The following is a 15020-nucleotide window of genomic DNA, read 5'->3' as shown; positions in this document are numbered from 1 at the left end:
TTGATTCATGATTGCTTTCTCAACTCATCAATTAACTGCTGCATATCTTCAGGCATAGGTGCTTCAATGGTTGGATAATTTGGAATCTCTAAACGCATGGCATGTAAACACAAACGTCTCGCCTCAGGCCCTGAATATGATGTATTGTGACCATATTTATCATCACCAATCAGTGGATGACCAATACTTAAACCATGTACACGAATTTGATGGGTACGACCTGACAAAGGCGAAGCATGCACCAGAGTTGCTGTTTTAAAACGTTCAGCCACCTTCCATTCTGTTTTACTTGGCTTACCTTCTTTGGTGACACGCACACGGCGTTCACCATTGGCCAGTTCATAACGCAATAAAGGCGCGTCAATCAACTGCTTATCCAAGCTGACCTGTCCTTTGACAATCGCAGCATAGGTTTTTTGAATTTTATGCTCACGCAGTAGGTCTTGTAGCAATTTTAAGGTACTACGCTTTTTACTGATCATCACCAAGCCAGAAGTATCTCGGTCAATACGATGAATCAGTTCTAAATATTTTTTTCCTGTCGCCGCACGCAAAGCCTCAATCAAGCCATATGCGACACCACTACCGCCATGTACTGCAATGCCGGAAGGCTTATTAACTACCAATAAACCTTCATCTTCATAGACGACACGGCTCAATAAGCTTTGAGCAACGCTATCACTCACAGGCGCAGCCGTTTCATCTTTTTGCTCATAACGAATCGGTGCAACACGAATCTGGTCACCAATCTGCAACCGTGTTTCTGCTTTTATTCTTTTTTTATTGACACGTACTTGTCCTTCACGAATCAAACGATAGATTCGACTTTTTGGGACACCTTTTAATCGGGTAAATAAAAAGTTGTCTATTCGCTGCCCGTCTTGATGCTCATCCACGTCAAACCAAGTGACACTTTGCCATTGTTGTGTAGAATTCATACGCTCGATTTATCCAAGATTTGCTAAATATGATTAAAAAATGATCATTTAGCTAAGTTATTTCACAAGAAACCTAAACTTAGCCCATAGGCAGATGCCGCAAGGTTTGATATATTCAGCGCACGGATACCACCGTAAGTGAGCATCAAATCAAAAATTTTATTTAGATAAAATTTTAAATCGATGAGATATTCACCAACAGCTCGAATAGGTCCTAAAGAATTATGCCGACGCCGAAGGCTTATTATATCGGCAAAATGACAAACTGTTGCGTTTAATTGTGCATCTGCACATACAGTTTGTTCAGAAAAAATATGTCGCCAACTCTTGTTGGTTATTAAACGTAAACTGATCCACATCAGACAATTTGCTCCCTGATGTCGCATTCAGGCTAAAGCGTTGATGCATTGGAACTGCTAAGCAGAGATACGATGATCATTCCGTATCAAGACTTCCAGATGGATCGACTTCAATGCTTAATGACAGTGAAAGTCACCATCCAATGCACCGCTCACCCGCCAGTGAAGCGTACAGGAAACTTTGATTATGTCGGATCTAGTGATATTTCACAGATGTAAGACATGAATGAAATGTCAATAGATCGAAGATTAAAGCAGTATTGCTGACATCGAAACAACCGTATCAAAGCCCAAGCTGGATTTACAGTCAGTGGTTTCAGAGCATCCGAAATATAGTTGCTTCTGAGTCTTGATCGCGCCAATTTGATGTTTGCTCAAAAATATTGGGCCAGTTGTTTGTGTGCATCACTATTAGGTGTCACACCCATGAAACGTATGTTGATTAATGCAACCCACGCAGAAGAAGTCCGCGTTGCACTTATCACTGGTAATCGTCTTTACGATTTCGATTTAGAAAATCGTACTCGTGAACAAAAAAAATCAAATATCTATAAAGGCCATGTCACTCGCGTTGAGCCATCTTTAGAGGCGGTTTTTGTTGAGTACGGCGCACAGCGTCAAGGCTTTTTGTCTATGCGAGAAATCGCAAACTCATATTTCAAAGCGGATCCTCGCCAAACTTCTAATATTCGTGAACTCATTACTGAAGGCACTGAATTATTAGTTCAAGTTGAAAAAGAAGAGCGCGGCAACAAAGGTGCTGCGCTTTCGACATTTATTTCACTTGCTGGTCGTTATTTAGTTCTTATGCCAAACAATCCGAAAGGTGGCGGTATTAGTCGTCAAATTTCGGGTTCAGTCCGTGAAGAGCTTAAAGAAATTTTAGCGACACTAAACATCCCTCGTGGCATGAGCGTCATCGTTCGTACTGCAGGTATCGGGCGTACGCAAGAAGAATTACAACTCGACCTACAACACTTACTTGACCTTTGGGCACAAATCCAAAGCTCTGCAAGCACTGGCCCTTCTCCAATGCTCGTTCATCAAGAAGCTGGTGTTGTTACGCGCGCGATTCGTGACTATTTACGCGATGATGTGGGTGAAATTTTAATTGATAGTGAACAAGCTTATAACGAAGCGTATAACTTTGTTAAAGCAGTAATGCCACGTCAACTCGACAAATTAAAAACCTATACTTTAAATGAACCGTTATTCGCTCATTTTGGTATCGAAAGCCAAATCCAAACCGCTTATGAACGTGAAGTAAAACTTCCGTCTGGTGGTTCTATCGTGATTGACCAAACTGAAGCATTGGTTTCAATCGATATCAACTCAGCGAAATCAACACGTGGTCATGATGTTGAAGAAACCGCTTTAAATACCAATTTAGAAGCAGCTGAAGAAATTGCACGCCAACTTCGTTTACGTGATATTGGTGGCTTGGTTGTGATCGATTTCATCGACATGACCAAAGACCGTAATCAACGCATGGTTGAAGCGAAACTTCGTGAAGCAACACAAAGCGATCGCGCACGTATCCAGTTTGGTCAACTGTCACGTTTTGGCCTCATGGAAATGAGTCGTCAACGCTTACGCCCTTCCTTAGAAGAGGCAACTGGTTATGTATGCCCTCGTTGCCATGGTACAGGTATGGTACGTGACTTACGTTCACTTTCACTATCGATCATGCGTAAGGTCGAGGAAATTGCATTACGTGAGCGCCAAGGTGAAGTTCAAGTTGAAGTTCCTGTAGAAATCGCAGCCTTCTTATTGAATGAAAAACGTCATAGTCTTGTTTATCTTGAACAAACTTCAAATGTACGTGTCACTGTATTGCCTCATCCGCATTTAGAAACACCACATTACCAAATCCAATACAATCCAGCAGGCTTTGCACCTTCAAGCTATGAACGTACCGAAGCAACACGTTCAAGTGAAAAAGAACTGGGCTATGAGTCATCTGAATGGCATTTAGAAGATGCAGAACACGTTCATGCTGCTCCAGCACAAGCTCAAACTGCCGCTCCACAGAAAAAAACTGCTCAGCCACAGGCTGCTCAACCGAAGCAAGCACAAGTGCCTGCACAGAAGTCAGCAAGTCCTTGTGCTTGGTTAGAAAATCTATTTGTTCAAAAACAAGCACAGACGATTGATCAATCTCGTTCTGCACAAAATGCGGCAGCAGCGATTGAGCAATTGGTCAATGGTGGTGCGGTCAGCCGCGGTCAATTTGGTCAAGTCAACACCCCTGTTGTCACTGAAACACCAGCACCTGCGTCAACAACGAACAATGCCTATATTTCACAAAACCCTGTGAAACATGAAGCACGCGAAAGCTTTGAAAAAGACGAAAAAACACATCGTCCAAATCAAAACCAGAAGAAGCGCAAGCATAAAGAGCAACGTGAACAACATGCACATGCCCATGAACAACAAAATCAAGTGCATGAAGAAGTTGTACAACTATCGCGCCAAGAACAACGCCATGAGCAACGTGAGCTAAAACGTCAACAAAAACGTCAGCAAACACAAGAGCCTCAAAACCAGCAACAGCATCACGATGCTGCACAAGGCAATGAGTCTGCTCCTGTTCCACGCCGTGAGCGTAATCAACAGCGTCCAAATCGCCCAAATCGCCACCGCGATCAAAGCGTTTTAAATGAAGCACCAGTTGTCACTGAAACTGCGGTTAACCCTCAACAGGTCAAAGTAGATGTGATCGATGCTCCTCGCACTGAGCCGATGAATACTGCATTGGTCGTGAATATCGATCAAGGACAAAGTGAAATTATTGCACTGAATCCGCAACAAAAAACGACACCAGCAACTAAAGTTGAAGCTGTACCTGCTGTTGTGGAAAAAGCTGAGGTGACTCCAACTGCCGAAGCCGAGCCAGTAGTTATTGAACAAGAAGCTGAGACTAAAGCAACTCAAACTCCAGCGAAACGTGCCAGCAATGATCCACGTTCACGCCGTCGCCAACGTGGTGGTCAAGCTGTTGCTAAAGAAACTTCCGTTAAAATAGCGCCGTCACAAATCCCAACATTGGGACAATACACGCTTGGCAGCTTAATCCGTCATGTATACGGTGAAGATTGCAAAATCTTGATTGAGCAGTTTGGTTTAATCACCACGTTCAATCGTGCTTTGCAAAAGTTCACTGAACAATATGCAAGCACACTTGTTGTGGAAAATACAGTTGTTGAAGAAAAGCGTCCTGTAACACGAGATGCAGAACTTCCAACTCAAAAGGCAATGGAAGAAGCAGAACCTGCGCCAGTGTTAGACCTAACACCGCCTAAAGCATCCGCTGCTCGTGTCGCAAACGATCCTCGTGAGCGTCGCCGTTTAGCAAAACTTGCTGCAGAACAAGCAAAAGAAGCACATCTTGCTTCAAATGCCACACCTGCTGTTGTAGAGAACACTGAAGTCGCTGCTGAAGAGGTGAAAGAAACCGCACCTCTTGAAGAACCTTCAGTAGAGGCAACACCAGTACCAGAGCAACAACCTTTGGAACTTGCAGCTACAGCAGTAGAAGCCGCTGAAACAGAAACAGTTACAGCCGTTGTTGAAGAAACGCAACCAGAACCTCAACAACCAGCGCCTAAGCCTGCGAAAGAGGTTGTAGAAAAAGCAACCAAAGCAGAAAAAGTGACTGAAAAAGCTGAAGCTGTAGAAAAAACGGAAGCAACTGAAGCTGAGGAAGACGAAGCTGCTAAAATTGAAAAAGAAAAATCAAGTCGCCCGCGCCGCCCGCGTGGACGTCCGCCGAAGAAAAGTACGCCTGGCAATGAATAATTTGCTAAATTGCGCACAATAAACAAAAGCCTAGTCATTTCGATGACTGGGCTTTTTTGTTATTTTGTCAAAATTAGGTTGATTGCTCTAGGAACTTACCATTAAAAACAGCATCAACAACAGTGATGTAAATGGTTGTGTTCCAATAGATAGCCATTTTGGATTGATCAAAAAATAAATAGGATTGATATGAGCCAAACTACACAAACCGATATTATTACCCTAAGTGATGTCGCGACTCGACTCCCGAACTTCATCACCAAAGTACCTCATATCCTCAATGGACTTAAGCAGGCGTATATACGCACTCCGACTTCACCAGCAGGTTTAGGCATCGCTTTTGAAAAAGCTGTAAAACGTAATCCTCAAGGCACAGCACTATTATTTGAAGAGCAAAGCTATAGCTATCAGGCACTCAATGAATGGGCCAACCAAATTGCGCACTACTACCTTTCAATCGGCGCAAAAAAAGGTGATGTGATTGCGGTAATGGTTGAGAATCGTCCTGAGCTTATTGCAACGATTGTTGCTTTGGCAAAAATTGGGGTAACCATTGCACTCGTTAATACTTCACAAATTGGTAAAGTACTCGCGCATAGTATTAATCTAGTCAATCCAATTGCAGTGATTGCCGGTGAAGAAGTTCGCGCTGTAATTGATGAAATTCGTCAAGACTTAACCGTCGCGCCAGACCGTTTTCATTGGTTTGCTGATCAAGAGACACGCAAGAATGCGGGGACTGCGCCTCAGGACTACGTCAATCTAGCTCAACAAATTGATCAATTTCCAAAATTCAATCCATCGACCACACGTACAGTAACAGGCAAAGATGGTTTATTTTACATTTATACTTCGGGTACAACAGGTCTACCAAAGGCTGTGATCTTTACACATAGCCGCTGGACACTGGCTTACGGTACCTATGGCCATATCCTCAATCTAGGTAAAGATGATGTCATGTATGTGACTTTACCGCTTTACCACGCCACAGGTGTAGTGGTGTGTTGGTGTGGTGTGATTGCAGGTAGCGCAACACTGGCGGTACGCCGTAAATACTCAACCAGCGCATTCTGGAAAGACGTACAAAAGTTCAATGCATCAGCAATCGGCTATGTTGGTGAATTGTGTCGCTACCTCATGGATGCACCTGTTACTGAGCTTGATCGCGCACATCGTGTCACTAAAATGATTGGTAACGGTATGCGTCCAAATATTTGGGGCAAGTTTAAAGAACGCTTTGGTGTGCAAGAAGTCCTTGAACTTTATGCATCAAGTGAAGGTAACGTTGGTTTTAGTAATATCTTTAACTTTGACAACACCGTTGGCTTTTCTCCAACACCATATGCAATCGTTGAATATGACAAAGAGAAAAATGAACTGGTACGTGATAGCAAAGGCTATTGCAAGAAAGTAAAAACAGGTGAAGTTGGCTTACTGGTAGGTAAGATTACCAGCCGCTCTCCTTTTGATGGCTACACTGATCCTGAAAAAAACAAATCTGTTATATTGAAAGATGTCTTCACAAAAGGCGACTCATACTTCAACACAGGTGATTTAGTTCGTGATATCGGTTTCCGCCATGCACAATTCGTGGACCGTCTTGGCGACACCTTCCGTTGGAAAGGTGAAAACGTTTCAACAACTCAAGTCGAAAACATGGTTTGCGAATATGACAAGATTGCTGAAGCTGTCGTATACGGTGTAGAAATTCCAAATACCAATGGTCGTGCTGGTATGGCAGCGATCACCTTAGTTGATGGACAGGAACTCACTGAAACCGATCTTAGCGAAATGGTCAATGTATTTAAAAAATGCCTACCATCTTATGCGATTCCAGTGTTCTTACGTGTACAAGAGAAAGTTGAAACTACAGGTACATTTAAATACCAGAAAAATAAGCTGAAAGAAGATTCATTTGATCCAAGCAAAACTTCTGAACGTTTACTGGTTTTATTACCTGGTGCATCAAGCTATTGTGATGTAAACACTGAGATATTTGATAATATTCAAAGTTATCAATACCGTTTCTAGTTTATTTTTTAGCTAAACAAGAGGAAATCGTGCTTTTTATAAACAATCATGCACATGTTTTTAAATTTCCTCTTGTGTTAGCTGAATAAGTTGCTAGAATACGCATCATCAAAACGATACAGTGTTTAGAAGTTTTACTTCTCTCTGAGTCAGTTCGAGTATGAATGCTAAAGAAAATCACAGATTTTCTCTTGCACTCGGGTAAAACGTTGTTTTACTTCTCCGCGCTCAGGGTCGTTAGCTCAGTTGGTAGAGCAGCGGACTTTTAATCCGTTGGTCCCGCGTTCGAGTCGCGGACGACCCACCACTTTAAGTTTTGATACTCCTGAAAAGGATTGATAACCGAAAGTTATCAAGATTTGTAAGACTACGCGCTTCGCTTGTCTTGCAACAATTTTAGAGTGTTACTCTAAAATTATTTCAGGGTCGTTAGCTCAGTTGGTAGAGCAGCGGACTTTTAATCCGTTGGTCCCGCGTTCGAGTCGCGGACGACCCACCAGATTCTAAAAAACCTCATCATTTATGATGAGGTTTTTTATTTTGTATGGAATATCTTTCCAAAAGATGACAGCTATAATATTTAACTTACTTTAAGCATCCTTGCTCAACGTAAATGATGATCAAGTTATAAAAATGCCTCTAATACTGAGTTCAAAAAGATATGCCCCTGCTCAGTACATGCAATACGATCTGCATCAGCCACCAAAAGTTTCTTCTCGCGTAATGTGTTCAAAATAGGCGCTAACTCCGCCAAACTTAAACCAGTACGTTGTTCATATAAAGTCGCTTCAACACCATCATTGAGACGTAGAGCATTCATCATAAATTCAAATGCTAACTCATCTGCTTCAATACGCTTCATTTGCACATGTTCAGCAGGAACTTTAGCTAAATAATCTTTCGGTAAACGAGTTTTCTGAAACCGATAGACACCTTCAGGACGTGTCACCTTTCCATGTGCGCCGGCTCCAATCGCGAGGTAATCGCCAAATTGCCAATAATTCAAATTATGTGCTGATGGCTTTTCCTTTCGCCATGCGGAAACTTCATAATTTACATAGCCATTGGCTTTTAAGTATGCCTCACCCTCCGCTTGGATGTGTTCTAAGACTTCGTCTTGTGGCAACACAGGCTGAGTTCTAAAGAAAACCGTATTCGGCTCAATAGTCAATTGATACCAGCTAATATGCGTCGCACCATGCTCTACAGCCAATTTTAGATCAGTTAATGCCTGTTGCTCTGTTTGCTGAGGTAAACCATGCATCAAATCGACATTCACACGCTCGAAACCTGCTTGACGTGCTTGTTGAATCGCATCCAGTGCATTGCTGGCGGTATGAATACGTCCCAAATGCTGCAAATGCTCTGTATCGAAACTTTGCACACCAAGCGATAACCGATTAATACCAACCGCAAGATAATCTGCAAATGGATCATGCTCAACCGTACCGGGATTGGCTTCGAGGGTAATTTCACAATCAGCTTCAAAACTCAACCGTGCTTTCAGTTGTTCAAATAACCACTGATAACCTTGAGCAGAAATCAGCGATGGCGTTCCCCCACCTATAAACACGCTATGAATTGATCGCCCTTGTGCCATTTCAATTTGCGTCTCAAAATCAGCCACTAAGGCTGCAAGATATTGCTGTTCCAAATCCATAGACAAATGCCCATCAGGAACAGCATGTGAATTAAAATCACAGTAAGGACATTTACGCACACACCAAGGCATGTGAATATATAGGGATAAAGGAATATTTGCTGGATTTAACGGACTCAAAATAGCGGCTCAATAAAAGAACCACTCTATTTTATCATGACTCCCTTTAAGTCGGTTGCATGTTGCAACAATGCTATTGCTTATCATCATGCTTGGATTCAGTTAGACTGTAAAAATAAAGAACAATTAGACCAAATCATATGATGAAAATTTCAAGCCAATTGCTTCTGATGCTTCCCCTAGCGCTCGGCGTTGGCGTGGCAATGGCATTTCAAACTGCAATTAATGCTCAACTCAGAGAGCATCTTCACTCTCCATTACAGGCAGCCTTTCTGTCTTTTTTAGTCGGTACGATTATCTTGGCGTTATTGGTTTACTTTCAAAGCACAGCCAAACCTAGTTTAGGTGAACTTTCACAAATTCCATGGTTTCTATGGATTGGCGGCTTTCTTGGGGTTTATGCCATCAGTATGAGTATCTATACTGCGCCTAAACTCGGATTTCTGACTTTTTCGGGCCTTGTGATTTTTGGCCAGCTCACCATCTCAATTTTATTAGATCATTTTGGTTGGTTAGGCACAGAAAAAATCCCCGTAAATTGGCAACGCCTACTCGGCAGTATTGTCATTTTTATTGGTGTTTTACTCACACTACAGCGTTAATTTTTGAAGAGTATATTTAGTGGCTCACGTTACCAACACACGGTTTGAACTCAAACAACTGTCTCATTTAATGCTCCCTATTTTGATCACCCAATTTGCTCAAGCTGGTTTTGGTTTGATTGATACCATTATGGCGGGGCATCTATCCGCAGGTGATCTTGCGGCAATTGCCGTTGGGGTTGGATTGTGGATGCCCATTATGCTGCTCTTTGCAGGCATTATGATTGCAACGACACCTCTCGTTGCCGAAGCACGAGGTGCCAAGACACCCGAGAAGATTCCCACCATTGCACGCCAATCATTGTGGGTTGCTGCCATTCTCGGTGTAATCGCTATGCTCATTTTGCAAGCGATGCCACTATTATTGCCATTGTTTGGCGTACCTGAAAGCTTATTGCCCAAGGCAAGCTTATTCTTGCATGCAATTGGTTTTGGGATGCCTGCAGTGATGATGTATGCCGCATTACGCAGTTACTCAGAGGCATTGGGGCATCCTCGTCCAGTCACCGTCATTAGTTTAGCCGCGCTTGTGATACTGATCCCACTGAACCTAATTTTCATGTATGGTTTTGGGCCGATTCCTGCTTTAGGGAGTGCAGGCTGTGGTTTCGCAACAGCAATTCTACAATGGTTGATGTTTATCACCTTGGCCATTTATATTTCTAAAGCCAAAGCCTATCAAAAAACTCCGATCTTCACGACATGGGAAAAACTTGACCCAATGTGGGCAAAGCGCATCTTGATGCTAGGTCTGCCGATTGGTTTGGCGATTTTCTTTGAGGTGAGTATCTTCAGCACAGGTGCATTGGTATTAAGTCCATTAGGGGAAAATGCGATTGCTGCACATCAAATTGCAATCTCTGTAACCTCTGTCTTATTTATGATTCCGTTATCTCTCGCGATTGCACTTACGATTCGTGTTGGAATGTACTATGGAGAGAAAAACTGGCATGCCATGCGTCAAGTTCAGAAAATCGGACTAATGAGTGCGACTTTCTTTGCAATCTGTACCATGCTGTTGATTGCAGTTGCACGTCCATATATCGTTGCGATCTATACAACAGACCCTCATGTCATTCCTGTAGCCATGTATTTACTCTGGTTTGCGATGGCTTATCAGCTCATGGATGCTTGGCAAGTCGGTGCGGCAGGTTGTCTACGTGGCATGCAAGACACCCAAGCACCGATGTGGATTACCCTCATGGCTTATTGGGTCATTGCTTTTCCGATTGGCTTATATTTAGCACGTTATACCATTTGGGGCGTCGCAGGCGTTTGGCTCGGTTTGATTATTGGTTTAAGCATTGCCTGTGTACTCTTGATTGGGCGCTTATACTTAAATAATAAACGTTTAGCAGAGACCACATAAATTACGTTTCATGATGATCATGAAGGCAGCAAGGTTTAATACTTACAGGACTTAACATTTTGTTATAGGCAATTTAAGCTTTGTCGCCTATGATCAAAGTATCACGATAACAGCGGATCACCCGAGGTCAAGCAAAATGGCAAAACATGCAAGCTCACCCAGTAAACGTTTTTTAAAACTGGCTGGCATGACCGCAAGCATTGCCAGTAAAAGTGTAGCAAACTCCATTCGCAACTTCACTGCTGACGAAGAGCAAAAAAATGCAGCACGTAGCCAACTGTTCCAAGACATTGGCTTGCAAATCGCTGACACACTAGGAGAAATGAAAGGCGCAGTCATGAAGGTTGGGCAAATCGCCTCACAATACAAAGACATTTTCCCGCCTGAAGTTGCAAAAGCGATTGCCAAGTTACAACGCCAAGCACCCGCAATGCCCTTCTCCTCCATTCAACAACAAGTTGAAAAAGAACTCGGCAAGCCTTTAAATCAAATTTTTAGCTCATTTGAAGCAGAACCTTTTGCAGCAGCCTCAATTGGACAGGTTCACCGTGCAGTACTTCCAAATGGTCAAGCTGTGGTAGTCAAAGTTCAGTACCCTGGAGTGGATGACGCATGTGAGAGTGATCTTAAACAAGTCCGTCTTGCCTTACGTCTCATGGGTGTCCTCAAAATTGACAAAAAACTACAAGACCAATTATTCCAAGAGATCCAAGACAGTTTATCAGCAGAATTAAACTATGAAATCGAGGCACAGAATCTCGAAGTTTTTAAAACCTTCCATGAAAAATTGGATGACCAAATCATTATCCCAACAGTATATAAAGAATACTCTTCACGGCGCGTATTGACCTTAAGTCTTGAACAAGGTGAATCGATTGAAACGGCAAGTACCTGGTCAGTTGATATCCGCAATCAGATCGGTCGTCGCTTGATTCGTGCTTTAGGGCAGGAAATGTTCTTCTTGAAACGTTTCCACTGCGATCCGCATCCTGGAAATTTTGCCTTCCGTGAAGATGGAAGTGTCATCATCTACGATTACGGTAGCGTCAAAACCCTTTCACCTGAAATTATTCAGCACTTTAAAGCACTGGTGAATGCTGCTCGCCAAGAAGACATTGATCAAGTTGAAGATTTATTGGTCGAACTCCATTCAATTGCAGAAAAACAGAAATTCCCAAGTGAGTTGTATCTGCAATGGATCGAAATTCTGCTTCGTCCTTTAAGTACGCACTATGACTTTGAAGAAAACTCCTCACATCATGATGGGATGCGTCTGGTTAAAAAATCATTGAAATATTGGGATGTCTTTAAACCATCGCCAGATACCTTAATGGTCAACCGTACCATTTCTGGTCACTACTGGAATCTTATTCATCTCAAGGTACATGACAATCTAAATGATCTATTTGAAGAGTTAGTGCCCATGCCGTGAAAAGGCTTTGACAACTCAACACACAGCGTACTCTGATTGACGGAATTTAAGTTATGTTATAACATTTCAATAATTCGTAGGAGTATTCAATATGCGTAAAGATATTCACCCTGTTTATCAAAAAGTACTTTTTCATGATACCAATGCAGATGCGTATTTCTTGATTGGTAGCACCATTCAAACCAAACAGACCAAAGAATATCAAGGTCAAGTTTACCCTTATGTGACGCTTGATATTTCAAGTGCTTCACATCCGTTTTATACAGGTGAGCAACGTCAGGCGAGTAATGAAGGCCGTGTTGCAAGCTTTAACAAACGTTTTGGTCGTTTTAGTCGTAAGGCTTAATCTTATTTTAAGGTTGAGCAATTAAAGTAAAAAAAATTCGAAGTCTAAGGCTCTAATCTCCTCCTCTTAGGCTTCTTTTTTTATGTCTGAAACTTATTATTATTGTTTAATCCGAAGCAGAAGCAGTGCCAATAAAGCCAAATTCAATTGGGCTTTTGACATAGAATAATGAAATATCTTGAGTCTTGAGATAGTCAAGTAAGGCTGTGGCCTGTTGTTCAGTGACTGCAAACTGGATCTGTACGGGCTGATCTGCCAACTCAAAGAACCCCGCTGAATGAAACTGCCCTCTATGATCCAACCCTTGACTGGCATTCATCACTGTCGCACCACGTAGATCCATTTGCTTTGCAATCGCTAGCAACCAGTCAACGATTGATTGTCCATCATACTGACGACTTTGCGCAGTATAAAAGCTAATTAAAAATCCATTCATCGATCTAACCCTCCCAAACTAAGCAGCATTCAACCATTGATGTAGACTCATACCCAAAATCGTAAACAACAATGATCCCAATACATGGATCAAAATGGTTAGTGCTGCGTATTCCAATTTACCACTTTGCAACAGCGTAATAATCTCAGCGGAAAAGGTTGAGAAGGTGGTGAGTGCCCCACAAAATCCAGTAATCACAAATAGTTTATAATTTGGACTTAAAGCACTTTGCGAAAAATATGAAATCGCAAAACCAATAATAAAGCCACCAACCAAATTAACACTTACGGTCCCGAGTGGAATATGCGGAAAAATTGGATTGAGTTTTAAGCCAATAAACCAACGTAACCATGCGCCGAGCACAGAACCTAATGCAATTGAAATCAAGGAATAATACATAATTACTCCAAAACCAAATGTGGAGTACAACAAAGATAAGACATGGTGTGATCAATTTTTTTATCGATAGTATGCATCTGCGAGCCCTCTAAATAAAGAACAGAGCACGCACGATCCTACGCCCCTGTTTAGAGTAACGTAGGCATCATTAGCCACAATGGCGGTTTGTTACAGGAGGAATGCCATCTCCTTTGCCCTAAAATAACATAATTTTTAAACAACTCAATGAATCTTTGAATCTGTGTATAAAGGCAAAGTTATCCACAGATACATCATGTTATGATTGTCCGCTGACGAAATAACAATGGAAAGTCCTCATGGCACAAAGCTTACTCGCACAATTAAAAGATGGCTCAGCAAAATTTGCAGATGTGTTGGCATTTATTGAAGCACGCTATCAACACACCCCAACTGCTTTTCAAAATGGTGCACAATTTAATGCTGCAACGGAAAATCAAGGCAGTGCCAAAGTTTTCTCTTTCGCCAAAATTGAAGGCTTAAATGCTGAAGATACCTTAAGTTTATTTGCTGAGCATTATGCTTCTGTGCTTGCAACACCAGAAGGAACGGACCACCAAAACATTCGTCAATTTATGCAAAATGGTTGGGATGGTGTGAAATTTGAAAGTGAGGCACTAACTGCCCGTTGATATTGAAAAGACAGGAAGGGAAACCTTCCTGCTTGCTATCCTATACCGATCACGCATTTGCCATTAAAGCGGTCAAAAGCCCCATTGCTAGCACATAAAACGTGATCGGAAATACCAGAAACCAAAACTTCGCCCATCCGTTGGTATTAAACACTGAGGTTGCTGCTCGATAGCTCACCCAACATGACCAAAATATAAAAGGAATTACCACCAAGTTCAAAATTGATGAGTTTTGATAGGCATCAAGATAACTGCTATACATCAATGTCTGTAATATTACGACAATCATAACAGGCAAAGCTGCAACCAAAGATTGTAAAGCCCAAATATGTCGGGCCAGTTGTGGGTCTGCGTCTTTGGCGCCTGAAAACTGTAAACGCTTTTTATACCACCAACCGTGTATCAACCAAACAATTACAGCAGAAATCGTCCCCAGCCCTAAAACGAATAACCAATAACTCCACCAAGCATCTGTAATATCAAGCATTAACGAGGTGCGATTTCCAAATTCTGCTTGAAGCAACTTTTGATCGACTCGATCCATGACAGAAAACACACCTATTAAATAGGCAGCTATCATAATACTGCGATGATGATAGATTGCTGGCAAAGAAAAAAATGTCTTCGGTTGGAAGAACAGCATCCATAAGTTTTTGGGCGAAAATGGTAAAATTTCTTTTTGCTCTTGTTTCTCTAAAGATAATTCAGTATTCATAAATACTCTTAATAATTTGATTTAAAATATTTTATGTTCTAATAATAGCCAATACCGCGTAGAAAAAGAAGTTTCACTTTATCACTTGATAAAATAATGCACGCCTTTACCAACCGCACATCTCATCGTGAAATACTTTTTTAGTTTCGCCTGAATGATTTCTGA

The 15020-nt window shown here is 41.9% G+C and carries 13 protein-coding genes, 2 tRNA genes and 1 riboswitch; of the genes, 9 read left to right on the top strand and 6 right to left on the bottom strand.

From position 1 onward, the window contains the following. Positions 1-5: 5 nt before the first annotated feature. The gene (locus tag AAC851_RS11285; protein ID WP_262570132.1) at positions 6-938 is read right to left on the bottom strand and encodes an RluA family pseudouridine synthase; all 933 of its coding nucleotides are present in this window, start codon (positions 936-938) and stop codon (positions 6-8) included. Positions 939-1000: 62 nt separating this feature from the next. Further along, positions 1001-1297, bottom strand: a complete 297-nt coding sequence (locus AAC851_RS11280; protein WP_005083706.1) for a hypothetical protein — start codon at positions 1295-1297, stop codon at positions 1001-1003. 426 nt (positions 1298-1723) lie between these two features. Here AAC851_RS11280 and AAC851_RS11275 point away from each other — a divergent pair, with 426 nt between their 5' ends. The 4 genes from AAC851_RS11275 (at position 1724) to AAC851_RS11260 (ending at position 7625) form a co-directional block, all read left to right on the top strand. After that, positions 1724-5095 carry an Rne/Rng family ribonuclease gene (locus tag AAC851_RS11275; protein WP_340600873.1) on the top strand — a complete coding sequence of 1124 codons (3372 nt, stop codon included), beginning with the start codon at positions 1724-1726 and terminating at the stop codon, positions 5093-5095. 189 nt (positions 5096-5284) lie between these two features. After that, a complete protein-coding gene (locus tag AAC851_RS11270; RefSeq protein WP_340600872.1) occupies positions 5285-7126 on the top strand; it encodes a long-chain-acyl-CoA synthetase in 1842 nt (613 codons plus the stop codon). Positions 7127-7357: 231 nt separating this feature from the next. Further along, positions 7358-7433: transfer RNA gene (locus AAC851_RS11265), tRNA-Lys, on the top strand. A gap of 116 nt (positions 7434-7549) precedes the next feature. Further along, positions 7550-7625, top strand: a tRNA-Lys gene (locus AAC851_RS11260). A 126-nt stretch (positions 7626-7751) separates the two neighbouring features. Here AAC851_RS11260 and hemW read toward each other — a convergent pair. Then, entirely contained in the window at positions 7752-8906 is a 1155-nt protein-coding gene (gene hemW / locus AAC851_RS11255; protein ID WP_125501120.1) for a radical SAM family heme chaperone HemW, read from the bottom strand. Between the two features lie 140 nt (positions 8907-9046). Between hemW and AAC851_RS11250 the strand changes: the two genes are divergently transcribed. The 4 genes from AAC851_RS11250 to AAC851_RS11235 all read left to right on the top strand — a co-directional run bounded on the left by AAC851_RS11250 (position 9047) and on the right by AAC851_RS11235 (position 12655). Continuing rightward, positions 9047-9508, top strand: coding sequence for a DMT family transporter (locus tag AAC851_RS11250; RefSeq protein ID WP_004637767.1), 462 nt, complete (start codon positions 9047-9049; stop codon positions 9506-9508). Between the two features lie 70 nt (positions 9509-9578). Beyond that, on the top strand, positions 9579-10877 hold the full coding sequence (locus AAC851_RS11245; protein ID WP_161421508.1) for an MATE family efflux transporter: 1299 nt from the start codon (positions 9579-9581) through the stop codon (positions 10875-10877). A 136-nt stretch (positions 10878-11013) separates the two neighbouring features. Continuing rightward, on the top strand, positions 11014-12309 hold the full coding sequence (locus AAC851_RS11240) for an ABC1 kinase family protein (RefSeq protein ID WP_161420399.1): 1296 nt from the start codon (positions 11014-11016) through the stop codon (positions 12307-12309). A gap of 91 nt (positions 12310-12400) precedes the next feature. Then, positions 12401-12655, top strand: a complete 255-nt coding sequence (locus AAC851_RS11235) for a type B 50S ribosomal protein L31 (RefSeq protein ID WP_005083719.1) — start codon at positions 12401-12403, stop codon at positions 12653-12655. A 106-nt stretch (positions 12656-12761) separates the two neighbouring features. Here AAC851_RS11235 and AAC851_RS11230 read toward each other — a convergent pair whose 3' ends face one another. Together AAC851_RS11230 and crcB are read right to left on the bottom strand one after the other, a co-directional pair. Beyond that, a complete protein-coding gene (locus AAC851_RS11230) occupies positions 12762-13091 on the bottom strand; it encodes a DUF190 domain-containing protein (protein ID WP_004637763.1) in 330 nt (109 codons plus the stop codon). A gap of 18 nt (positions 13092-13109) precedes the next feature. Continuing rightward, positions 13110-13490: a fluoride efflux transporter CrcB gene (crcB, locus tag AAC851_RS11225; RefSeq protein WP_161421504.1), complete on the bottom strand. Its 381-nt coding sequence runs from the start codon at positions 13488-13490 to the stop codon at positions 13110-13112. Positions 13491-13622: 132 nt separating this feature from the next. After that, a riboswitch (Fluoride riboswitch) is annotated at positions 13623-13689 on the bottom strand. Positions 13690-13807: 118 nt separating this feature from the next. Here crcB and AAC851_RS11220 point away from each other — a divergent pair. Then, a complete protein-coding gene (locus AAC851_RS11220; RefSeq protein ID WP_004637761.1) occupies positions 13808-14140 on the top strand; it encodes a HopJ type III effector protein in 333 nt (110 codons plus the stop codon). Between the two features lie 49 nt (positions 14141-14189). Here the strand turns inward: AAC851_RS11220 and AAC851_RS11215 are convergent, their stop codons facing one another. Next, positions 14190-14855, bottom strand: a complete 666-nt coding sequence (locus tag AAC851_RS11215) for a hypothetical protein (protein ID WP_125501124.1) — start codon at positions 14853-14855, stop codon at positions 14190-14192. Positions 14856-15020: the final 165 nt, after the last annotated feature.

The sequence above is a fragment of the Acinetobacter sp. HZNU-JH01 genome (assembly GCF_037996845.1).
GTDB classification, from domain to species: domain Bacteria; phylum Pseudomonadota; class Gammaproteobacteria; order Pseudomonadales; family Moraxellaceae; genus Acinetobacter; species Acinetobacter haemolyticus.
This window is presented reverse-complemented; position numbering and strand designations above follow the sequence as displayed.